The organism is Actinorhabdospora filicis (assembly GCF_030269765.1).
In the GTDB taxonomy this organism is placed as follows: domain Bacteria; phylum Actinomycetota; class Actinomycetes; order Mycobacteriales; family Micromonosporaceae; genus Actinorhabdospora; species Actinorhabdospora filicis.
In genome coordinates this window covers 19,047-40,886 of record NZ_BSTX01000008.1, presented here as the reverse complement: position 1 = coordinate 40,886, position 21,840 = coordinate 19,047, and the positions used below count along the sequence as shown (strand labels likewise).

Sequence of the window (21,840 nt, the reverse complement as noted above, 5' to 3'; positions counted from 1 at the left end):
AATCGGGCGCGACCGCGCCCACGGCGGGACACGTCACGCCACAGCCCCGGGACGCGGGCACGTCTCGTTCCGTTGGTGATGTTGCTGGAAGTCTAGTGGGGTTCAGGTGTGCGCCCTCACACGGCCATGCGAGGGTCATACGCGGGACACGGCACGGCCATATCGGTCAGGCCGGTCCCACCGGCACGAGCCGCCGAAACCCCCACCCGGGGGTCCTGAGTACCATGACCCCCTGATCCATCGCCTCCCCATCGCCCCCGCGAGGAGCCCGTGTGAGCAAGCCGATCATCGAGGCACGCGACCTCGGTATCCGGTTCGTCCGCAGCCGCAAGCGAAACCTGAAGCTGCGCGACATGATCATCCACCGCGGGGGACGCCAGCCCTCCGCGGACTACTTCTGGCCCCTGCGGAACGTCTCGTTCGGCATCGGGCAGGGTGAGGCGGTCGGGGTGATCGGCTCCAACGGCACCGGCAAGTCGACGCTGCTGCGCCTCATCTCCGGAGCCCTCGTCCCCGACGAGGGCAGCGTGCACTGCCGCGGCAAGGTCGCCCCGCTGCTCCAGCTGTCGGCCGGTTTCTCCGGCGACCTCACCGGGCGCGAGAACATCTACATGGTCGCCGGCATGCACGGCATGACCCGCAAGCAGATCCGGGACAAGTTCGACGAGATCGTCGCCTTCTCCGAGATCGAGAAGTTCATCGACACGCCCGTGACGCACTACTCCTCCGGCATGAAGGTCCGCCTGGGCTTCTCGGTGGTCACGCAGCTGGGCCACCCGATCCTGCTGGTCGACGAGGCCCTGGCCGTCGGCGACAAGCGCTTCCGCAACAAGTGCTACCAGAAGATGGAGTCGATGCTGGCCGAGGGCCGCACGCTCTTCCTGGTCAGCCACAACGAGGGCGACCTCAAGCGCTTCTGCACCCGCGGGCTGTTCCTGGACGCCGGCAAGCTCGAAGTCGACGGGACCCTCGACGAGGCCCTGGACGCCTACAACGTGGTGACCGGCGCATGACGCGGGTGGCGCTACTGGCCACCACGCCCGGCGCGCTGGCCGTCGTCAACGGCGAGCTCCTCGCCGCCCGCCTCGACCGGCAGCTCGCCTCGCTCGGGGCCAAGATCGTCATCGTGGCCCGGCCCGAGCTGGCCGGGCCGCTGCGCGACCTCAACCGCCGCGTCATCGTCTCCGCCGACGTCGACGGCGACCTGGAGACCCTCGCCGACCTGGCCGCGCACTCCATCGCCGACGGCATCCCCCTGGTGGCCTGCGCCGCCGACCTGCTCACCCCCGACTCCGCGCTCTCCCTCGTCCTGGGCGACTCGATCCCGCGCGTCGGGGCCCTCGTCGGGCCCCTCGACGCCGGTGAGGCCGTGCGCGCCGAGCGCGGGCGCGTGGTGGGCGTGGCCACGTCCTTCCACGAACTCGACGCGCCCAACGCGGGCCTGCGCGGCCTGCTGCGGGTCGGCGAGCCCTTCTGCGCCGACTTCATCGCCGTCATCGAGAAGCTGCGCGCCGAACGCGTCGCCGCCCTCGCCCCGGAGGCCGACGCGATCGCGCTGGCCGCCCTCGGCCTGGCCCGCAGCGGCGAGTCGGTGACGGCCTACCAGATCAAGGGCCTGCCCTACCGCCGCGTCGCCGACGCCGAGGACGCCGGGCCCGCCTGGGCCTACGCGACCAGCGTCGACGAGTGGAAGCTGCGCTACAAGCTGGCCCGCAAGGAACACGACGACCTGTTCGCCACCTTCTTCGTGCTGCCCATCGCGCCACGGGTCATGAAGCTGGCCAACAGGCTCGGCTTCTCCCCCACCGGCGTCACCTGGATCTCCATCTTCGTGGCCGTCATCGGCGCCGGGATGTTCGCCTGGGCGACCCGCCCGGCGATGATCGCCGGCGCCGTCCTGCTGTGGCTGAGCTTCCTGCTGGACTGCGTCGACGGCGAGCTGGCGCGCTACACGCACCGCTTCAGCCGCTTCGGCGGCTGGCTGGACATGATCGCCGACCGCGCCAAGGAGTTCCTGCTCTACGCCGGTCTCGCCTACGGCGCGGCCAAGAGCGGCCACCCGAGCGCGTGGTGGCCGGCGATCGCGGCGCTGATGCTGCTGTCGGTGCGGCACATGGTCGACACCTGGTACGGCACGATGCGCGACCACGACGTCCTGCGCCGCGCCACGGCGTCCTTCACCACCGCCGCCGACCCGTTCCGGATCGGCGAGAAGCCGTCGGCGGAAGAGGGCCTGGCCAAGGCCGGTGGCGCGCTCGGGCGGGCCGCGACCGACTTCGGGGCGCGCAAGAACAGCCTCAAGTACTGGTTCAAGCGCACCGCCGCGTTCCCCGTCGGGGACCGCTGGGCCGTCCTGGGCATCGCCGCGGCGATCTGGGACGGGCAGGTCGCCCTCGCCGCGTTCCTGGTGTGCGCGGGCGGATCGTTCCTGTACGTCATGGCCGGGCGGGTCCTCCAGTCGTTCTCGGTGCGCTCGCCGGTCTTCGAGTCGGCCGACAAGTCCACCCACCGCGACGACGGCCCGATCGTGCGGCTGGTGTCGCTGCTGAAGCTTCCGGCCCCGGCGCCCCTGCCGGTCCTCGGGCTGATCTTGGTGGTGCTGCTGGCGGGCGTCCTGACGACCCCGTGGACGGCCACCGCCGTCCCGTGGACGATCGTGGCGGCCTTCGTGGTCTACCTGCTGTTCGCGCTCACCGCCCGCAACCCGCACGCCGGTGCCACCGACTGGCTGGTCCCGGCCGGGAGCCGCGCGGCGGAGTACCTGTTCGTGCTGTTCGTGGGGCGCTCCTACGGCGTCCCGCTGCCGCTGATCTTCAGCACCCTGGCGGTGCTGGCCGTCTACCACTACGACCTGGCGGCCCGCATCGACAAGGCCGCCTCGCCGCTGTCCATCCGCTGGGCGGGCCTGGGCTGGGACGGGCGCGCGCTGCTGCTCACCGTGGGCGCGCTGCTGAACCTGGTCCCGGTGTTCATGTGGATCCTGCTGGCCGGGATCGCGGTGGTCTTCGTAGTGGGCTCCCTCACCGGAACCTTGGGGCAACGGCGCAAGCTGGCGAATACTTAGCGGTATGCGACCGGTGTTCCTGTACGACGGAGACTGCGCGTTCTGCTCGTCGTGCGCGCGCTTCATCGAGAAGCGCGTGCACACCTCGGCCGACGTGCTGGCCTGGCAGTTCACCGACTACGCGGCCCTGGGCCTGAGCCTGGACGACGTCGACAACGCCGTGCAGTGGGTGGACCGGGACGCCGAGGGGCGCCCGGGGAGGCCCGCGGCCGGTCCGGCGGCCATCGCGCGCCTGCTGAAGGACGCCGGTGGGCTCTGGAAGCCGCTCGGCGCGGTCCTGGGCCTCAAGCCGGTGCTGGCGGTGGCCTGGCCGCTCTACAAGTGGGTGGCCCGCAACCGCGACAAGATGCCCGGCGGGACGGCGGCCTGCGCGCTCCCGGCCGCGCAGCGCGAGGCGGCCAAGCGCGCGGGGCTGTAGGACATGCGAAGGGGCCGGTGCCGATGCACCGGCCCTTCTTCGTGTGCCGCGTCTAGTGCGCGAACTGCCCCGCGACGTAGCTCCCGGCCGGGGTCCGGTTGATGGCGTTCATCCGGTTGACGGTGTTCATCAGCGAGACCAGCAGGATCAGCGCGAACTGCTGCTTCTCGTCGTAGTGCTCGACCACCGCGGCCCAGGTCTCGTCGGTCACGCCGGGCGCGTTGTCGGCGATGCGGGTGCCGCCCTCGGCCAGGGCCAGCGCGGCCCGCTCGGCCGGGGTGAACACGGTCGCCTCGCGCCACACCGCCACCATGTTCAGGCGCACGGCGTCCTCACCGGCGGCGACGGCGTCCTTGAAGTGCATGTCGGTGCAGAAGCCGCAGCCGTTGATCTGGCTGACGCGCAGGCGGACCAGTTCCTGGGTGGTCTCCGGGATGCCCGCGTCGGTGACGGCCTTGTTCATCCCGTGCAGGTGCTGGGTGAAGGTGCCGATGCCGGGGATCTTGAAGAGGTTCAGACGGGCGTCCATCGGACGCTCCTTTCGCTCGCGGGTGTGTGTCGCCTACACCCTCAAGACGAAATGGCCTCTCCCCTTCGTGACATCCGCCGGACCCATGTGACCGGGCGCACCTTCTCCAGCGGCAGGAACGCCGCCATGGCCACCAGATGCGGCAGGAACGAGATGGTGATCGTGGAGAAGACGACCAGGTGGAAGACGTAGAAGCCGCCGATGGCCCACCAGCGCCACTTCTCCTTGAGGAAGAAGATGGCCGGGGAGCACAGCTCGAAGATGATGATCCCCCACTGGGAGACCACGAGCAGGCCGGGCACGTCGAGCAGCAGCCGCGCGCCCCACGTCCCCCGCCGCAGGACCGCGCGGGTCAGCGTCGAACCCCACAGCCACTTGATGCCGCCGAAGCGCAGCTTGGCCCAGGAGGCCAGGAAGTAGGTGGCCACCACGGCGATCTGGGTGCAGCGCAGGGCCCACCCGGCGGCCTCGGAGCGGGTGGCGTCGCCGTGGCGGGCGCGTCCCACGGTCGGGAGGACGGCCAGCGCGACGAGGAAGCCGACGCGGTCGTGGTCGACCTTGCCGTAGCTCATCGCGATGATCATCCACTCCAGGTACAGGACGAACACCGGCCAGCCCAGCAGGCGCGGCGCGCGCCCGGTCGCGGCCACCGCCGCCAGCACGATGAGGACCACGAAGATGCCGTTGACCAGCAGCGGCGTCGGGGTCGGCAGCGGGAGGATCCGCCCGATCGCGAGGGGCTGGTACAGCGAGCCCGGCACCGAGGCGTGGTTGCGGACCCAGCCGGTGAACACCAGCAGGTCGGCGACCACGAACAGGTAGCAGAGGGTCCGGAAGGCCGCCAGCCGGCCGAGCGGCACCGGCGAGGTGAACCAGCCCGCCACCGCCGATCCCGCGCGGGAGACTAGCGCCGCCACGTGGCCACCACCTCGTCGGTGACCTCACCGGTCACCGAGCCGTCCTTGAGCCAGTGGTGCTCGATGATGACGTCCACCTCCACCAGCTGCGGCTTCCCGGGGTTGTGCGCGGCGTAGGCGTCGGCGATGGCGGCGACCTTCGCCGGGTCGGCCATCAGGCTCGCCATCTGGCCCTCGATCTCGGCGCGCCGGACCCCGGCGTTGTCCTCGTCGAGGGTGAACCTCGCGCCGGTGGCGTCGACGGCGTCCACGCGCGCGATCTTCACCGGCAGGTTCGGGTCGTCGGCGGTGGAGAACATCCGGAACGGCGCCAGCGGGAACCAGTCGTCCTCGCCGTAGAGGGTGCCCACCGCCAGCGCGACCATGCCGATGACCGCGGCCAGGACGCGGATGATGCGGCCCCGGGCGCTCAGCCGCCGGGTCGTCGTGGAGGTCACCCCGGAAGGGTAGTGCTTCGCCGAAACGGGGAGGGCTCCCGAGTCGGAACTGTCGTATCGGCGGGTTACGCTGCCCGACCACATGATCGAGTTGGAGGGGTCACCGATGCTCACCCGTGAGGAACTGCGCCGCGCCGGAACCGGGATCTACGACGACTGGACGGCGCTGTGGAACGGCGGCACCGAGCTGGCCGGGCAGATCATGGCGCCGCTGTTCACGCTGCGGTACGCGCAGGCGAACACCGAGCCCTTCGACGAGATCCGCACGCCGCCGCAGCTGGCCGACGTCATCGCCGCCTGGCGCGACAAGCGCGGCGACCTGCGCTTCACCGCCGAGGGCACGCCGGTGGTGGATCTGGAGCTGCTGGACGGGACCCTGAACGGGCTGGTCGCGCGTCCCTACCTGGCGGTGTTCACCGGTGACGACGGCGGCGAGGTCGCCCGCAGCGGCACCGACACGCTGCGGGTCGAGGGCGGCCTGATCACCGAGGTCTGGTCGGTGTCCTCCGGCGCGGCCGGGCGCACCTTCTACCGCTGATCTCTACCGCTGATCTCCGGACGACCGACGACCCGGCCGGGCGCGCACCCGGCCGGGAGTCCGGTCGCTACGCGCCCTCCGCCTCGGCCCAGGGGGCGAGGCTGCCGGAGGCGAGGGGCTCCGCGGAGGGCCGGCGCACGTCGATGACGTGCCCGGTCAGCTCGGAGATGAGCACGTCCACCGACACCGCCGAGACCAGATCGGCGGCCAGCAGGCTGTCGCTGGGTTCATCGCCGAAGGCCTTGGTGCGCATGGGGGTGGCGGTGCGCTCGGGGTTGACGCAGTTGACGCGCACGCCCTCCTCGGCCCACTCGTCGGCCAGCGCCTGGGTCAGGTTGACCGTGGCGGCCTTGGCCGAGGAGTAGAGGCTGTACCCGGAGCGTCCCCGGGTGTAGGAGCTGGACGTGTAGAGCAGCAGCGAGCCCTTCGACTCCCGCAGGTAGGGCAGGGCGAGGCGGGCGATGTGCACCGGCGCGAGGTAGTTGACGCGCAGGGCCTCCTCGATGGCTGCCTCGTCGTACTCGTCGATGCGTCCCTTGTGGAGGATCCCGGCGGTGTTGACCACGAAGTCGACGCGGCCGGTGGCCTCGAACGCCTGCTTCAGCGCCGCCGCCACGTGCTCGGGGTCCTCGATGTGGGTACCGGTGGAGCTGCGGGAGAAGGAGTGCACCGCCGCGCCGTACTCCGAGGCGATCTTGCAGATGCCCTCGCCGATGCCGTAGCTGCCGCCGAAGACCACCATCGTCTTGCCCGCCAGCGCCGCCCGGTACTCCTCCGGGGTCGCCTCGGCCGGGGCGTACCCGGAGGCGAGCTGGAAGAGCCGGTCGGCGAGGTACACGTCGATCGGGTGGGTGACCTTCATGTTGTGCTCGCTGCCGGCGACGACGTGGATCGGCACGTCGGGCAGGTAGCGGTGCACGACACCGCAGTCGTCGGTGGTGGTGAAGTCGGGGTCCTGCGCGGCCAGCTCGTAGGCGCGGCGCAGCACCGGCAGGGCGAAGCCCTGGGGGGTCTGGCCGCGGCGCAGGCGGGAGCGGTCCGGGATCGCGCTGATGACCTCGTCGGCGGCGTCCCCGGTGACCTCGACGATGGTGTCGGAGGAGGGGATCGCGACGTCGATGGCGTCGTACTTCTCCAGCGCGGCCACGCAGTCGTCGATGATGCGCCGGTCGATCAGGGGCCGGACGGCGTCGTGCAGCAGGATGTTGCAGTCGCGCTCGCCGAGCTCCTCGATGGCCAGGCGCGTGGTGTCGGCGCGCGTCCCGCCGCCGGGCAGGATCTTGCGGACCTTGGCATAGCCGCGCGAGGCCACGATCTTCTCGATGTCCCCGACGTAGTCCGGGGTCATCAGGATGTAGATGTCGTCGATGGCGGGCGCGGCCTCGAACACGTCGATCGTGTGCTCGATGATCGCCTTGCCGGACACCTTGAGCAGCTGCTTGGGCAGCGGCATTCCAATGCGCTGACCGGTGCCGCCCGCGAGTATGACCGCGACCGTGGGCCTGGTGGTGCTCACGGGTTCCATCGCCTTCATCCAGCCTCTCCTCGGGAGCTCGCGACAGCGCGAGGCTCTCCACCTTTTGGCCTCCCGCTGTCGCGGGTCGCCGTGGGTCATGTCGCCGTGCGGCCGGATCGGGGGTGGAGTGTCGGCCGCCACACCGGCAACTGTTTTCGGGCAACGGCTATCTTAAGGTTCGTCCACCGCCACCCGACCGGGCGGTTACGACCCGAGCCTACTGATGGGACCGTCCATGGCCTCTCCCGACGTCAGTGTCGTCATCGGCGCGTACAACGCGTTGCCGTACCTCTACGAGACACTCGACTCGGTGCTCAAGCAGTCGATCGGCATGGACCGCCTGGAGCTGGTCGTCGTCGACGACGGCTCGACCGACGGCACCGGGGACGTACTGGACGAATACGCCGCCAAGCACCCGAACATGACGGTACTGCACCAGCCGAACTCCGGCGGCCCGGCCGCTCCCCGCAACGCGGGCATGGACGTCGCCAAGGGCAAGTACGTCTACTTCCTGGACGCCGACGACTACATCGGCCTGGAGGCCATGGAGCGCCTGGTCGCGATGGCCGAGGAGAACGGCTCCGACATCGTCCTGGGCAAGATGGTCGGCGTGAACGGGCGGGGCGTGGCCGCCTCGATGTTCCGGCACGACGAGGCCCGCGCGGACCTGTACAACTCGCGCATCTACTACACCCTCTCGGCGCTGAAGCTGTTCCGCCGCCAGTTCCTGGTCGACTTGGGCGTCCGCTTCCCCACCGACCTGCCCACCGGCGAGGACCAGCCCTTCACCGCCCGCGCCTACGTCGCGGCCAAGAACATCTCGGTGCTGTCCAGCTACGAGTGCTACTACGCGACCCTGCGCGACGACGGCGGCAACACCACCGGCAAGCCCGGCGTGTCCCGCCGCCTGCCCTTCTACCGGGCCATGTTCGACGACTTCCTGCCGACCGTGGAGGCCGGGCGCAAGCGCGACGCCCTGGCCCGGCGGCACCTGTCGGTGGAGCAGGCGCACTTCCTGTCCCACATGTCCCGCGAGACCGACGAAGAGGTCAAGAAGGCCGCCTTCGATGAGTTCCGGGCCTGGGTGAAGACCTACCTCAACGATGACGTCCTCAAGCCCATGAGCGCCTGGGACAAGGTGCGGCTGCCGCTGATCGCGGGCGGCTTCATGGACGAGGCGATCGCCTCGCGCAAGATGGAGACGTCCAAGACGCCTTACCCGATCGTGGTGGAGAACGGCCGCGTCTACGCCAAGTGGCCGACCTTCCGCGACCCGAAGTACGGCATCCCCGACGAGGCTTACGAGCTGCGCGACCTGCCCCTGCGCTACGAGCTGACCGCCGCGGAGTGGACCGGCTCCGGCTACCGCGTGGCGGGCCTGGCGCGCGTCGAGGGCGTCCGCGCCGACCGCGCCCGCCTGGTCCTGCGCCGCCGCTCCGACGAGGAGGAGCGCCGCCTGCCCATCGACCTGTCCGACGTGTACCTCACGGCCAACCCGAACCCGCTCGGCGACGCCGAGGGCCGCGAGGCCCGCTCGTGGGACACCACGCTGGCACCGGGCGCGCTGGCGAAGCTGCCCGGCGGCCTGTGGGACGTGTTCCTGGAAGTCGAGGTGGGCGGCAAGATCGCCCGCGCGCGCGTCGGCTCGAAGCGGCGTCCCGAGGTCGACGTCGCCGACCGCCCGGCGGTGCTGACCGGCCCGGGCGCGGCCACCGTCGCGATCGCCTACTACACGTCCCCGCACTCGAACCTGACCATCGACATCCGCAAGGGCGCCAAGGAGGCGGCGGGCCTGGGCCTGGTGTGGCGCGCCGACTCCGGCGTGGCCGTGGCCGGTGCCACGACCGGCGCGACGACGGCCTCGGCGGGCGGGACCGAGCTGCCGGTGGCGGTCGTCGGCGGGGTGTTCACCGCGTCCTCGGCCACCGTCCCCGATGGAGAGTGGGACGTGTCGGTGACGCGCGCGGGCAAGACCGTGCGCGTGCCGCGCACCAAGGAACTGCCGCGCCCGTTCGCCGCCGCCGAGGTGCCGGTGCTCGTCGCGACCGACGGCGGGCAGGGGTTCACAACGCCCCCTACGTCCACGCTGAAGAAGCTGGTCCGGAAGTCTCCGCTTCTGCGTAAAGTGGCCCGTAAGCTGCGCGGGCGCTGACCGTTCGAGCGAGCCGACTGCACACCGTCACCGACTCGCGGCACCTATATTGAGGGAGCCCGCCCCTAACTTGAGGATCCCTCATGCCCTCACCCGACGTCAGTGTCGTCGTCGCCGCGTACAACGCGCTCCCTTACCTGCGGGAGTGCGTGGACAGTGTGCTCCGCCAGTCCATCGGCACCGAGCGGATGGAGCTGATCGTCGTCGACGACGGCTCCACCGACGGGTCCGCCGCCGTCCTCGACGAATACGCCGCAGCGCATCCCGCCGTCATGCGCGTGACGCACCAGCCGAACTCCGGTGGCCCCGCCGCCCCCCGCAACGCCGGAATGGACCTGGCCCAAGGGAAGTACGTGTTCTTCCTGGACGCCGACGACTACCTCGGCGACGAGGCCCTGGAACGCCTGGTCGCCATGGCCGAGGCCAACGACGCCGACATCACCCTCGCCAAGATGAAGGGCGTCAACGGCCGGGGCGTCGCGGCGTCCATGTACAAAGAGGACCAGCCCGACGCCGACCTCTTCGACTCCCGCGTCTACTGGACCCTGGCCACCCTCAAGCTGTTCCGCCGCGATTTCCTCGCCGAGCACGGCCTGCGCCTCGACCCGTCCCTGCCCGTCGGCGAGGACCAGCCCTTCACCGCCCGCGCCTACCTCGCGGCCAAGCGCATCTCGGTCCTGGCGTCCTACGACTGCTACTTCGCCCGCCTGCGCGAGGACGGCCAGAACACCACCACCAAGGAGGGCGGCGCGATCCGCCGCCTGCCGTTCCTGAAGGTGATGTTCGAGGAGATCCTGCCGCTGGTGGAGGAGGGCCCCAAACGCGACCTCCTCGCCCGCCGCCACCTCCACATCGAACAGCGCGACTTCCTGTTCTACCTGGCCGCCGAACCCGACGGGCCCGAGAAGCGCGCGGCCTTCGAGACCTTCGCCGGCTGGGTCCGCGCCCACCTCACCCCCGGCTCCTCCGAACCCCTCCACGCCTACGACCGCGTCCGCCTCGCCCTCGTCGCCGCCGGCCACATGGACGCCGCGATCGCGCTGCGCCTGGCCGAGGAGAACCGCGAGCCCTACACCGCCGTCGTCGAGGACGGCCGCGCCTACGCCGCCTGGGCGCCCTTCCGGGCCGGGCTCGGCGTCCCCGACGAGGCCTTCGAGATCACCCGCGAGATCGGCCTGCGCCAGACCCTCGACACCGCCGCCTGGTCCGCCGACGGCTACACCCTGTCCGGCACCGCCACGATGGGCCCCGTCGTCCCCGACGGCGGCGCGCTGCTCGTCCGCGCGCGCGCCGGTGAACCCGCCCACGAGGTACCGGCGTCCATCGTGGACGGAACCTGGACCGCGACGATCCCCGCGGACCTGCTGGGATCGCTCGACGAGGGCTTCTGGGACGTGTCCCTGCGTGTGAACGCCGACGGCCTCTCCCGCCTCGCCCGCGTCGGCCGCCACGGCACCGCCGACCTCGGCGACGCCCCCGCCGTCTGCGGCCCCCGCGGCCTGGCCGCCTACGCCACCGAACACGGCAACCTCAGCTTCGACGTCGGCCTCAAACGCCGCGCCTCCCGCGAGGCCCTCGGCCTGACCGGCGCCTGGAAGGACGGCGTCGAAGTCCACGCCGTCGCCCCCCACGGCGCCGGCCCCGACATCGCCGTCCGCCTGCTCTACCAGGGCGGCGGCTCCCGCGCGGTCCCGACCCTCGTCACCCCCGAGGGCACCGTCTCCGCCTTCGTCCCCGCCGCCGAACTCGCCCGCCTGGACCTGGGCGTCTGGCGCGTGGCGGTCTCCTTCACCGGCGGCGGTGGGGAAGTGACCCTCCCCGTGCCGCACCGGGCGGGACTGCCCAAGCGCGTGGACGTTCGCGCGACGGGTGTGCTGATCACCCACGTCGACGGCGGCCTCGCGGTGAACCTGGTGCGGATCCCGGTGAAGACGCGCGTGAAGCGGATGGCGAAGCGGCTGATCGGGAAGTAGCGATCTCCTCCGTCGGGCGGCCGGTCTATGGTTTCCCGGCCCCCGAGGGAAGGAGACGCACGTGCCCGACGCAGTTCCCGTCCGCGAATTCGCCGAGACGTACCCGTTCCGGCTGATCCTGGACCCCGGCTTCCGCTTCCCCGGCGAACCGCGCCATCCCTCGCCCCAGCCCGAGATCGGGCCGCCGACCGACCCGGCGGTGCTGGCCGAGGTCGGCGACCTCGTGGCGGAGTTCATCGCCCGCTACACCGAGATCATCGGCCACCCGCCGGATCTCGGCGCAGGCTGCACGGAGGCGGACCTCCTGGCGGCCGAGCGGGCCATCGGCCTGCGGCTGCCCGACGACGTCCGCGCCCTGTTCCGGCTGGTGGAGTGGGATCCGGATGAGACGGGGCTGCTGGGGCGGCAGAGCCTGCTGCCGCTGGAGGGGCTGACCGAGGGCTACCTGTCCGGAGAGCCGGGTGTCGTCGCGTTCGACGACGGCCCCTTCACAGTGATCCCTGTACTGGGTGAGCCGGAGCCGCATGGCCATGTTCGTCGCATCCACCGCAGTGACCGGTGGCTGACCTTCGCCGGTGACATGTCGGGGAACGTCTGCGTCCTCGACCTGGATCCGGGTCCGCTGGGCCGCCGCGGGCAGCTCATCGAGTACGGCCGCGACTTCTACGACTCCGTCGGCTACGTCGCCGATTCGGTGCTCGGCCTGCTGCGGGAGGTCGTGGCCGCCTTGCGCGCCGGGGACCACGAGTCCGACGGCGACCGCCTGTTCCCCGGTGACGGGATCGGCGCCTCGTATCCGGTGCCCGCACGGCACCTGGAGAGTCCCCTGCGGCTCGACCTCTCCCACGGTGGTCTGGCCGAACTGGCGGCCCTCGCCGACGCGCCCGCCCTCCGCGTCCTCACCCTGAACCCCGCCCAGTGGGGGCGTCTGCGCGAGACCGGCCGCGTCCCGGGGAACCTCGCCGCCGCGGAGCTCACCGGCTCGGTCACCCTCGACGAGGCCCGCGAGTGGGCCACCTGGTTCTGAACGCGAAAACGCCCGCCGGAGCCGATCCGGCGGGCGTTTGCGAAACCGGGTCCTAGAGCTCCTTCAGAACCCGTGCCTCCAGCGAGCGGAACAGCGCCCACCCGACGAACAGCAGGGCGAAGGAAATGCTGGTGCTGTACCAGAAGAGCGGCCAGCCCGGCAGTTCGTGGGAGTTCCACACCGAGTGGTGCAGCTGGATGATCCCGACGAACGGGTTGGCCATGTACAGGTCCTTCAGCCAGCCGGGGGCGCTCTCGGCGTTCAGGACCTTGGAGAGCGGGTAGACGACGGGCGCGGCGTAGAACAGGATGCGCATCGCCAGTCGCATGAAGCGGTCCACGTCGCGCATCAGCACGTTGATGGAGCTGAGGATGAACGAGATGCCGACGAGCAGGGCGGTCTGGATGAGGATCGCCACCGGCAGCAGGAGGAGGGTCCAGCTGAAGCTCGCGCCGTAGAACAGGGCGAACACGACGATGATCGGCAGACCGGCGGCGTACTCGGCGAAGCGGGCCACGACCTTGGCGACGGGGAAGATCTCGCGGGGGACGCGCATGGTCGTGATCAGCGAGGCCTGGCTGGTCAGCGAGCGCGTCGACTCCGACATCGCCGAGCTGGCCCACTGCCAGGCGAAGATGCCGACGACCACGAAGACGGGGTAGGCGCCGCCTTCGACCTGCTTGCCGCCGCTGTTGTACAGGACGCCGAAGACGAAGTAGTAGATCCCCGCCATGCCCATCGGTTCGATGAGCGACCAGAAGTAGCCGAGCACCGAGCGCTGGTACTTCACCGCCAGGTCACGCTGGACGAGGGTGAGCAGGGTCTGGCGGTTGCGCCACAGGGCCCCCACACCGGTCGCCTTGCCCAGGGTCCGGGAGATCACTGCCACTGGCGCGGCTCCTTATTGTGAGGCACAGGGGCTCCCTTGCGGTGAGAGCGGATGCGGCAAGGGCTCATCTTACGAGGCACGCAAAAAGGACACGGTCCACCCCGGGCCGGGTAGAGATCAATGGGCGTGAATGGATTCGCCGCCGTCGACGACGAGTACCTGCCCGGTGACGTAGGACGCGTGGGGCGTGCAGAGGAAGCCGATCACGGCGGCGACCTCCTCGGGGGATCCGGGGCGTCCCATCGGGGAGTCCAGGCCGCGCTGGAGCTCGTGAACCGTGGACGAACCGGTGCGAATCACCCCGGGCGCGACCGCGTTGACGGTGACGCCGTCGGCGACCAGCTCCATGGCCAGCGCGCGGGTCAGCCCGAGCATCCCGGCCTTGGCTGCGGCGTAGGCGGCCTCGGCGGGGACGGCGTTGATGAGCCCGGCGGTGGCGGCGACGTTGACCACGCGTCCCCAGCCGCGTTCGGCCATGCCCTGCACGAACGCGCGGCTCACGAGGAACGCGGTGGACAGGTTCCGGTCCAGTTCGCGCTTCCACTCGTCGTAGGTCAGCTGCGCCACGGGCCGCAGGACGGCGGGGGCGGCCTTGGAGTTGAGCCCGGCGTTGTTCACGACGATGTCGACCTCGCCGACCTGCTCGGTGATCGCGTCGGCGACCCCGGCGACCTCGGCGTCGTCGGTCAGGTCCGCCACGAACCCGTATCCGCCCACCTCACCGGCGCGGTCGTGGATGCGGCGGGTCGTCGACACCAGGGCGACCTCGGCGCCCAGGGCGCGCAGGTGCCCGGCGACGGCGAAGCCGATGCCGTCGGGGGCCCCGGCGCCGGTGACCAGCGCGACCTTCCCGTCGAGGCTGCCGGCGGTGAGCGGCTCGACCCTGGCGACCCGGTTCATGGTGGGGTGCGGGATGACGTCGGGGTGCGAACGCCGTGGCGGGACTGGGGTCATACCCCCGAGTCTCCCATGCGGGAGAATGCAGGGTATGGAGCGTCCCGTCTTCGTCATCACCGGCGCATCGGCCGGTATCGGCCGCGCCGCCGCGGTCGCGCTGGCACCGATCGGCCAGGTCGTGCTCGTCGGCCGCGACGAGCGCCGCCTCCACGACGCGCTGGACGCCGTCCGCGCCGCCGGTGGCGCCGACGCCGTGGCGCACCGCTGCGACTTCGCCGACCTCGGCGACGTCGGCGAGCTCGCGGTGAAGCTGCGCGAGCTGGACCGCGTCGACGTCCTGGCCAACAACGCGGGCCTGCTGGCCACCTCGGCGTCCACCACGGTCGACGGTTTCGAGACGACGATGCAGGTCAACCACCTCGCCGGTTTCCTGCTGGCGCACCTGCTGCGGGACCGGCTGTCGGGCGGCCGCCTCATCACCACGACCTCGGCGATGCACGTGCAGGGCCGCCTCGACCCGCCGGTGTTCACCACCCGCGACCGCTTCTCCCGCTGGCGCGCCTACGCCGACAGCAAGCAGGCCAATGTCCACTTCACCCGCGAGGCCGCCCGCCGCTGGCCCGACATCACCCCGGCCTGCTTCCACCCGGGCGCGGTCCGCTCCCGCTTCGGCGACGAGAACGGCCTGTTCCGCCTGGTGAAGAAGATGCCCGGGTTCTTCGTCAGCCCCGAATCGGGCGCCGACACCCTGGTGTGGCTGGCAACGACGGACGACGCGGTCACCCGCGGCGGCTACTACGTCCGCCGCCGCCTCCGCCGCCCCGGCGGCAAGGCCGGTGACGACGCCCTGGCGAAGCGGCTGTGGGACCGCGGCGCCGAAACCCTCGCGTTGTGACACCATTCCCCCATGGCAGGCATCGGTGACGCGGTCACCCGCATCGCGCTCGACGCCGTCCGCGCGCGCCTGACCGGAACGGCCGTCACCCTCGGCGACCTGCTCACCGAGGCCGATCCGGCCGAACTCCGCGAGCCCGGCGCGTCCTTCGTGACCCTGGAGCACGACGGCCGCCTGCGCGGCTGCATCGGCACCCTCGAAGCCCGCCGCGCCCTCTACGCCGACATCGCCGCCAACGCGCAGCGCTCGATGCGCGACCCGCGCATGCCTCCCGTCGAGGCGGGAGAGTGGCCCGGCCTCACCGTCAAGGTCTCGGTGCTGACCAGTCCCGAACCCGTCGCGGCCGCCACGCCCCGGGAGCTGCTGGACGCGCTGCGCCCCGGCGTCGACGGCCTCATCCTGAGCGACGGCACCCGCCGCGCGACGTTCCTCCCGGCGGTCTGGACGCGCCTGACCGAGCCGCGCGCGTTCCTCTCGGCGCTCCTGCGCAAAGGCGGCTGGACCGCCTGGCCCGAGGGCGTCTGGGCGGCGCGCTACGAAAGCCGCGAGTACATCTCCGACCCGCCACCGGGAGGACGCCCGTGAGCAGTCCCGAACTGATCGCCGAAGCCGTCAAGAAGGCCGCCGTCGCCTGGATCGGCGGCCGTCCACTGTGGTGCGTCCCGGTGGGCGAGTCGCTGGCCACCGTGGTCGGCCCCCGCGAGCAGCCCGACCCGGGCCTGACGGCGTCCACGGTGGACGTCACCCTGCGCGGCGACCACGGCGGCGCGATCGTGACGTTCCCGGCGACCGTCGAGCGCCTTAGCCCCGGCGGCGAGCGCTGGGAGGAGGTGGTGCCGACGCTGACGCAGAAGCGCCTCAACCTGCCCGGCACCGACGACACCGTGGCGCGGTGGACGGCGGAGTGCGCGGTCTACACCCTCGCCCCGCTAGGGCAGGGCGAGCAGCTCACCCCGGGCGACTAGCACCGCCCCACCGGCCACCGTCACCTTCGTCGCCACACCGCCCGAGGCGTCCACCGCGCACTCCAGGACCGAGGGCCGCGCGATGCGGTCGCCCTGGTCGATGGTGAAGGCCGAGGTCCCCTCGCCGGGCAGCGCGCCCGTCCCGACGAGGTAGGCGCCCAGTCCCAGTGCCGCCGAGCCCGTCGCCGGGTCCTCGCTCACGCCGATGCCGGGCGCGAACAGCCGGGCGTGCGCCCGCTTCGCCCCGGCGTCCCAGGAGAAGAGGTACACCTTCGGCACGTCCGGGCGTGGACGGCTCGTCGCGCGCGCCACCGCGTCTGCGCTGACCGGCAGGTAGTGGTGGTCGAGGCCCGCGCCGGTGCGGTACGGCGTCCCGGCCAGATCGTCGGTGGTGAGCCCGGCCGCGGCCAGGTACGGCTCCGGGTCGAGTTCCACCAGCGGCGACGGCGTCCCGCCGGTCAGCACGGCCAGGCCGCCCTCGACGGCGATCGGCATGAGCCCGGCCCCGCACTCCTGCAGATGCCCGCCCTCGGTGAGAAGGCCGTGCCGGGCGAGGGTGAGGGCGGTGCCGATGCTGGGGTGCCCGGCGAAGGGCAGTTCGGCGCCCGGTGTGAAGATCCGGACCCGGTAGGAGGCGGCCGGATCGGTCACCGGCAGCACGAAGGCGGTCTCCGACAGGTTGAACTCGCGGGCGATCGCCTGCATGGCGTCCCCGGTCAGGATCTCGCCGCCGAAGACCACGGCGAGCGGGTTGCCGGTGTAGGCCGAACCGGTGAACACATCGACGATCTCGTACCGAAGCGACATTCCCGGAGCCTACGGCAGACCCCGACGCGGCGGCACCCGCAGCGGATACGCTGCCCCCATGACCGCAAGGGAGGGAGGCGCGTGAGCTCGTCCACGCTCGTCTATCTGGCCCGGCTGGCCGGCACTCCCATCTTCGACCCCAACGGGGACCAGGTCGGGCGCGTCCGCGACGCCGTCACCCGCCCACGGCCGGGGACGCTGGCTCCGCGCGTCCTGGGCGTGGTCGCCGAGATCGGCGCCTGGCGGCGCATCTTCATCCCCATGGGACGCGTGATCAACATCGGCGGCGGTGGCGTCGAACTGTCCACCGGGCAGCTGAACCTGCGCAAGTTCGAGGCCCGCGCCGGTGAGGTCCTCGTCCTCGGCGAGCTCCTCGACCGCCGCGTCAGCGTCATCACCGAACCCGGCGAGCCCGAGCGCCTCGGCGAGGTCACCGACATCGCGATGTGCCCGGTGAAGGCCACCGGCGACTGGGAACTGGCGCGCATCGCCGTCCGCGAGCGCGGCGGGCGCCTGGGCCGCTCGCACGTCAACCAGTTCGACTGGGACGAGGTCCGCGGGCTGGTCACCGTCCCCACCGCGCAGGGCACCGAGGGCCTGCTGTCCATCGTGGAGGGGATGCGCTCGGCCGACGTGGCCACGATGATGCTGGACCTCCCCAAGCGCCGCCGCGTCGAGCTGGCCGCCGCGCTGGAGGACACGCGCCTGGCCGACGTCATGGAGGAACTGCCCGAGCACGACCAGGTCGACATCATCGCCGCCCTCGACCGCGACCGGGCCGCCGACGTCCTGGAGGAAATGGAACCCGACGACGCCGCCGACCTGCTGGCCGAGCTGCCCTCCAGCGAGCAGGCCGAACTGCTGGACCTGATGGAGCCCGAGGAGGCCAGCCCCGTCCGGCAGCTCCTCAAGTACGTCGCGGGCACCGCCGGCGGCATGATGACCTCCGAGCCGATCATCCTGCCCCCCGACACCACCATCGCCGAGGCGCTGGCGCTGATCCGGGACCGCCGCAACTCACCGGCCATCGCCGCGCAGATCTTCGTGACCCGCCCGCCCTCGCTCACCCCGACCGGGCGCTACCTGGGCATCGTCCATTTCCAGCGGCTCCTGCGCGAACCGCCCGCCGACCTGATCGGGTCCATCGTCGACCGCGACATCGACCCCCTCGACCCGGCCGACGACCTCGCCAAGATCACCCGCAAGATGGCCACCTACGACCTGGTCGCGCTCCCCGTCGTGGAGGCCGGGCGCCTCGTCGGCGCCGTCACCGTCGACGACGTGCTCGACCACCTCCTCCCCACCGACTGGCGGGACCAGCCCCATGACTGACGACGCGCGCAACCTGTCCGAACCGAGAGTCCCCGGCCGCATCCGCCTCCCCCGGTTCAGCGCCGACGCCTTCGGCGCCTTCGCCGAGCGCTTCGCCAGGTTCATGGGCACCGCGTCGTTCCTGGTCTACATGACGCTCTTCGTCATCCTGTGGATCCTCGTCAACCTCATCGGCCTGTTCGGGCTGCGCTGGGACCCCTACCCGTTCATCCTGCTGAACCTCTTCTTCAGCACCCAGGCCTCCTACGCCGCCCCGCTGATCCTGCTCGCGCAGAACCGCCAGGCCGACCGGGACCGCATCCAGATCGAGGCCGACCGCCGCCGCTCCGAGGCGTCCAAGGCCGACACCGAGTTCCTCGCCCGCGAGATCGCCGCCCTCCGCATCGCCCTCGGCGAGGTCGCCACCCGCGACTTCGTGCGCGGCGAACTCAACCGGCTGCTCGACGAGAAGCCCGACAAGCACGAGCGGTACGAGAAGCGGTAGCCGCTCCGCGCCCCACCGACGTCACTCCCTCACCCTCGGTGAGGACCCTCACAAGGACTGGGCAGCCCCCGCCCCGGTTATGCAGGCTGGAAACTTCGCCCGCCGACCGGAGGTGCCATGACCGACGAGGACGAGACCCCCAAGCCGAGAGGCCGCATCGAGCTCAATGGGCTCCAGGTCGCGGCCGCCACGGCCGCGGCGGTGACCGCGACGGTCGCCGCCTCCGCCCTCGGCGTCGCCGGGACCATCATCGGCGCCGTCCTCGCCAGCGTCATCAGCACCGTCGGCAGCGCCATCTACCTCGCCTCGATGCGGCACACCAAGGAGAAGCTCAAACCCCTCGGCAAGCACTTCGGCATCGACGCCACCCGCGTCGACGGCGCACCGCCCACCGAGGTCGTCGAAAGCGAACCCGAGACCACCCGCGTGGTCGAGTTGCGCGACCCGCGCCCCATCGGCCGCGCCACCGTCGGCGCGCCCGTCCCCACCCCGAAGAAGCCCGCCCGCAAACCCTGGAAGACCATCGCGGCCACCGCCGCCATCGTCTGCGTCATGACCTTCGGCCTCGTCACCATCGCCGAAGCCCTCCTCGGGCACCCCCTCTCCGGCCTCTTCGGCAAGAACGACGGCACCGGCACCAGCCTCAACCACACCCCGCCCACCCAGGACAAGCCGCACACCCAGGAACCCGTCGAACCCACCGACGACCCGACCGAGCCCACACCCGACCCGACCAGCCCCTCACCGACCCCCTCGGCCTCCTCGTCGTCGCCCTCGCCGACGCCGTCCTCGCCGTCCCCGTCGAGTCCGTCACCTCCGGCCCCCGGAGGGGACGTCCAGGGTTGATCCGGACGTAGAGTGGACGCCATGTCCGCTCCCAGCACCACGATCGAAGACGCCATCCGGGCCGCGCTCGCCACCGTCGACGACCCCGAGATCCGCCGGCCCATCACCGACCTCGGCATGGTCGACTCGGTGCGCGTCGAAGACGGCCAGGTGGCCGTCACGATCCTGCTGACCATCGCCGGATGCCCCATGCGCGACAAGCTCCAGCGCGACGTCACCGCCGCCGTCGGCGCCGTCGCCGGCGTGACCGGCGTGAGCATCGAGTTCGGCGTCATGTCCGACCAGCAGCGCAAGGACCTCCAGACCACCCTCCGCGGCCCCGGCCGCGCCGAGCCGGTCATCCCCTTCGCGCAGCCCGGCTCCCGCACCCGCGTCTACGCCGTCGCCTCCGGCAAGGGCGGCGTCGGCAAGTCCTCGGTCACCGTCAACCTCGCCGCCGCGCTCGCCGCCCGCGGCCTGCAGGTCGGCGTCGTCGACGCCGACATCTACGGGCACTCCGTGCCCCGCATGCTCGGCACCGAGGACCGGCCCACCCAGGTCGAGGACATGATCATGCCGCCCCAGGCCAACGGCGTGAAGGTCATCTCGATCGGCATGTTCACCCAGGGCAACGCCGCCGTCGTGTGGCGCGGGCCGATGCTGCACCGCGCGCTCCAGCAGTTCCTCGCCGACGTCTACTGGGGCGACCTCGACGTCCTGCTCCTGGACCTGCCCCCCGGCACCGGCGACATCGCGATCTCGGTCGCCCAGCTCCTCCCCGGCGCCGAGCTCCTCGTCGTCACCACCCCCCAGATGGCCGCCGCCGAGGTCGCCGAACGCGCCGGCGCCATCGCCATGCAGACCCACCAGCGCCTCGCCGGCGTCGTGGAGAACATGTCCTGGCTCGAACTGGAGAACGGCGAGCGCATGGAGATCTTCGGCGCCGGAGGCGGCGAAGCGGTCTCCGAGGCCCTCACCCGCATCACCGGCGCGACCGTGCCGCTGCTCGGGCAGATCCCGCTGGAGCCGAAGCTCCGCGAAGCCGGGGACGCCGGAGTACCGCTCGTCCTGCGCGACCCCGAGACCCCCGCCGCCCGCGCGCTGAACGCGGTCGCCGACCGCCTGGCGGTCCGCAAGGAGAGCCTGGCGGGCAAGCCGCTGGGGCTGCTGAACGGACCCGGGCGGGGCTGACCGCAGGGGATGGCGGGGACCGCGGGAGATCGCGGGAGACGGCTGGAGACAGCGGGAGACAGCCGGAGACAGAGACAGAAGGCGTGACGGTGAAAGGGCCTCCGGTGGGGGCCCTTTCGCTTATCCACAGGCTGTGGATAACTGATCTTCAGGTACGCGGTGCGACAGAGTCCTAGGTACGCGGCGCGTACATGATCACCGCCACCCCGAGCAGGCAGATCGCCGCGCCGATCGCGTCCCAGCGGTCGGGCGTGAACTTGTCCACGACCATCCCCCAGGCCAGCGAGCCCGCCACGAAGATGCCTCCGTAGGCGGCCAGGATGCGGCCGAAGTTCGCGTCGGGCTGGAAGGCGGCGACGAAGCCGTAGGCGCCGAGCGCGAGGACTCCCCCGGCGATCCACAGGGCTCCCCGGTGCTCGCGCCAGCCCTGCCAGATGAGCCAGGCGCCGCCGATCTCGGCGAACGCGGCCAGCACGAACAGCAGCAGGGAGCGCAGAACGGTCACCGGGCGAGGGTATCGGTGCTGATCAGCGGACCCACCGGGTGCTCGCACCCGGGCTCGACCCGCCGTGCCCCGCATCCCACCCGGCGTGGCCTTGGCGCTGGGGACAACCCGGCGTGCCTTTGGCCTTGGGGCAACCCGGCCCGCCCTTGGCCTTGGGGCAACCCGGCCCGCCCTTGGCCTTGGGGCAACCCGGCCCGCCCTTGGCCTTGGGGCAACCCGGCCCGCCCTTGGCCCCGGGCTGCCCTGCCCCCTCGCCCCGGGCGAGGTGCCGGTGCCAGTGCCAATGCCGGCGCCGGTGCCGGTGCCGACCAGTCGACTCGCCGTGCCCGCACCCTCGGGCGCGGCTCGCCATTGCCGCGCGTCCGGGCTCGCGCGATCGCACCTCTTTTCGGTGGGGGCCCAGAGCCCGCCCCGCTGGGGCGAACGTAACCGGCCGCGCGCGAAGGGTGCCAAATGGATGAGTCCACAACCTGTGGATA

The 21,840-nt window shown here is 71.7% G+C and carries 22 protein-coding genes; 14 read left to right on the top strand and 8 right to left on the bottom strand.

Annotated features, from left to right (window positions below; all coding sequences use genetic code 11):
• Positions 1–272 precede the first annotated feature (272 nt).
• From QSK10_RS32955 to QSK10_RS32945, 3 genes are read left to right on the top strand one after another with little or no spacing between them, the layout of a single operon-like run.
• Positions 273–1,013 carry an ABC transporter ATP-binding protein gene (locus tag QSK10_RS32955; protein WP_285667465.1) on the top strand — a complete coding sequence of 247 codons (741 nt, stop codon included), beginning with the start codon at positions 273–275 and terminating at the stop codon, positions 1,011–1,013.
• Entirely contained in the window at positions 1,010–3,064 is a 2,055-nt protein-coding gene (locus QSK10_RS32950) for a DUF5941 domain-containing protein (protein WP_285667464.1), read from the top strand. Before QSK10_RS32955 ends, QSK10_RS32950 begins: the two co-directional genes overlap by 4 nt.
• A gap of 4 nt (positions 3,065–3,068) precedes the next feature.
• Positions 3,069–3,482: a thiol-disulfide oxidoreductase DCC family protein gene (locus QSK10_RS32945; protein WP_285667462.1), complete on the top strand. Its 414-nt coding sequence runs from the start codon at positions 3,069–3,071 to the stop codon at positions 3,480–3,482.
• 52 nt (positions 3,483–3,534) lie between these two features.
• On the opposite strand, the gene QSK10_RS32940 is transcribed toward QSK10_RS32945, so the two are convergent.
• From QSK10_RS32940 to QSK10_RS32930, 3 genes are read right to left on the bottom strand one after another with little or no spacing between them, the layout of a single operon-like run.
• Complete coding sequence (locus QSK10_RS32940) at positions 3,535–4,011, bottom strand: carboxymuconolactone decarboxylase family protein (RefSeq protein WP_285667461.1); 477 nt, start codon at positions 4,009–4,011, stop codon at positions 3,535–3,537.
• A 41-nt stretch (positions 4,012–4,052) separates the two neighbouring features.
• The gene (locus QSK10_RS32935) at positions 4,053–4,928 is read right to left on the bottom strand and encodes an HTTM domain-containing protein (protein ID WP_285667460.1); all 876 of its coding nucleotides are present in this window, start codon (positions 4,926–4,928) and stop codon (positions 4,053–4,055) included.
• Complete coding sequence (locus QSK10_RS32930) at positions 4,916–5,365, bottom strand: hypothetical protein (protein ID WP_285667459.1); 450 nt, start codon at positions 5,363–5,365, stop codon at positions 4,916–4,918. The genes QSK10_RS32935 and QSK10_RS32930 overlap by 13 nt, the downstream gene beginning before the upstream one ends.
• 82 nt (positions 5,366–5,447) lie before the next feature.
• Here QSK10_RS32930 and QSK10_RS32925 point away from each other — a divergent pair, with 82 nt between their 5' ends.
• On the top strand, positions 5,448–5,903 hold the full coding sequence (locus tag QSK10_RS32925; protein WP_285667458.1) for a nuclear transport factor 2 family protein: 456 nt from the start codon (positions 5,448–5,450) through the stop codon (positions 5,901–5,903).
• 67 nt (positions 5,904–5,970) lie between these two features.
• Here the strand turns inward: QSK10_RS32925 and QSK10_RS32920 are convergent, their stop codons facing one another.
• Positions 5,971–7,428 carry an SDR family NAD(P)-dependent oxidoreductase gene (locus QSK10_RS32920; protein WP_432705401.1) on the bottom strand — a complete coding sequence of 486 codons (1,458 nt, stop codon included), beginning with the start codon at positions 7,426–7,428 and terminating at the stop codon, positions 5,971–5,973.
• A gap of 226 nt (positions 7,429–7,654) precedes the next feature.
• Here QSK10_RS32920 and QSK10_RS32915 point away from each other — a divergent pair, with 226 nt between their 5' ends.
• From QSK10_RS32915 to QSK10_RS32905, 3 genes are all read left to right on the top strand, one after another.
• On the top strand, positions 7,655–9,571 hold the full coding sequence (locus QSK10_RS32915) for a glycosyltransferase family 2 protein (protein WP_285667455.1): 1,917 nt from the start codon (positions 7,655–7,657) through the stop codon (positions 9,569–9,571).
• Between the two features lie 83 nt (positions 9,572–9,654).
• On the top strand, positions 9,655–11,544 hold the full coding sequence (locus QSK10_RS32910) for a glycosyltransferase family 2 protein (protein ID WP_285667454.1): 1,890 nt from the start codon (positions 9,655–9,657) through the stop codon (positions 11,542–11,544).
• 61 nt (positions 11,545–11,605) lie between these two features.
• Complete coding sequence (locus QSK10_RS32905) at positions 11,606–12,571, top strand: SMI1/KNR4 family protein (RefSeq protein ID WP_285667453.1); 966 nt, start codon at positions 11,606–11,608, stop codon at positions 12,569–12,571.
• A gap of 52 nt (positions 12,572–12,623) precedes the next feature.
• Here the strand turns inward: QSK10_RS32905 and QSK10_RS32900 are convergent, their stop codons facing one another.
• Both QSK10_RS32900 and QSK10_RS32895 read right to left on the bottom strand, forming a co-directional pair.
• Positions 12,624–13,451: an ABC transporter permease gene (locus QSK10_RS32900; RefSeq protein ID WP_432705400.1), complete on the bottom strand. Its 828-nt coding sequence runs from the start codon at positions 13,449–13,451 to the stop codon at positions 12,624–12,626.
• A 126-nt stretch (positions 13,452–13,577) separates the two neighbouring features.
• Positions 13,578–14,414 (bottom strand): SDR family NAD(P)-dependent oxidoreductase, encoded by an 837-nt coding sequence (locus tag QSK10_RS32895; RefSeq protein ID WP_432705393.1) that lies wholly within the window; start codon positions 14,412–14,414, stop codon positions 13,578–13,580.
• 34 nt (positions 14,415–14,448) lie between these two features.
• On the opposite strand from QSK10_RS32895, the gene QSK10_RS32890 reads away from it, so the two are divergent.
• The 3 genes from QSK10_RS32890 to QSK10_RS32880 are packed head-to-tail and all read left to right on the top strand — an operon-like array spanning position 14,449 to position 16,217.
• Positions 14,449–15,252: an SDR family NAD(P)-dependent oxidoreductase gene (locus QSK10_RS32890; RefSeq protein WP_285667451.1), complete on the top strand. Its 804-nt coding sequence runs from the start codon at positions 14,449–14,451 to the stop codon at positions 15,250–15,252.
• Between the two features lie 12 nt (positions 15,253–15,264).
• Positions 15,265–15,837 (top strand): AmmeMemoRadiSam system protein A, encoded by a 573-nt coding sequence (gene amrA / locus QSK10_RS32885; RefSeq protein ID WP_285667450.1) that lies wholly within the window; start codon positions 15,265–15,267, stop codon positions 15,835–15,837.
• Positions 15,834–16,217, top strand: coding sequence for a hypothetical protein (locus QSK10_RS32880; RefSeq protein ID WP_285667449.1), 384 nt, complete (start codon positions 15,834–15,836; stop codon positions 16,215–16,217). The genes amrA and QSK10_RS32880 overlap by 4 nt, the downstream gene beginning before the upstream one ends.
• Here the strand turns inward: QSK10_RS32880 and QSK10_RS32875 are convergent.
• Complete coding sequence (locus tag QSK10_RS32875) at positions 16,182–17,024, bottom strand: PhzF family phenazine biosynthesis protein (protein ID WP_285667448.1); 843 nt, start codon at positions 17,022–17,024, stop codon at positions 16,182–16,184. The two genes, QSK10_RS32880 and QSK10_RS32875, sit on opposite strands and share 36 nt — an antisense overlap.
• 81 nt (positions 17,025–17,105) lie before the next feature.
• Here QSK10_RS32875 and QSK10_RS32870 point away from each other — a divergent pair, with 81 nt between their 5' ends.
• The 4 genes from QSK10_RS32870 (at position 17,106) to QSK10_RS32855 (ending at position 20,856) form a co-directional block, all read left to right on the top strand.
• On the top strand, positions 17,106–18,356 hold the full coding sequence (locus tag QSK10_RS32870; protein ID WP_285667447.1) for a magnesium transporter MgtE N-terminal domain-containing protein: 1,251 nt from the start codon (positions 17,106–17,108) through the stop codon (positions 18,354–18,356).
• The gene (locus tag QSK10_RS32865; RefSeq protein ID WP_285667446.1) at positions 18,349–18,840 is read left to right on the top strand and encodes a DUF1003 domain-containing protein; all 492 of its coding nucleotides are present in this window, start codon (positions 18,349–18,351) and stop codon (positions 18,838–18,840) included. The genes QSK10_RS32870 and QSK10_RS32865 overlap by 8 nt, the downstream gene beginning before the upstream one ends.
• A 117-nt stretch (positions 18,841–18,957) precedes the next feature.
• On the top strand, positions 18,958–19,686 hold the full coding sequence (locus QSK10_RS32860) for a hypothetical protein (RefSeq protein ID WP_285667445.1): 729 nt from the start codon (positions 18,958–18,960) through the stop codon (positions 19,684–19,686).
• Between the two features lie 21 nt (positions 19,687–19,707).
• The gene (locus tag QSK10_RS32855) at positions 19,708–20,856 is read left to right on the top strand and encodes an Mrp/NBP35 family ATP-binding protein (protein ID WP_285667444.1); all 1,149 of its coding nucleotides are present in this window, start codon (positions 19,708–19,710) and stop codon (positions 20,854–20,856) included.
• 172 nt (positions 20,857–21,028) lie between these two features.
• Here the strand turns inward: QSK10_RS32855 and QSK10_RS32850 are convergent, their stop codons facing one another.
• Positions 21,029–21,361, bottom strand: coding sequence for a YnfA family protein (locus tag QSK10_RS32850; RefSeq protein ID WP_285667443.1), 333 nt, complete (start codon positions 21,359–21,361; stop codon positions 21,029–21,031).
• Positions 21,362–21,840 lie beyond the last annotated feature (479 nt).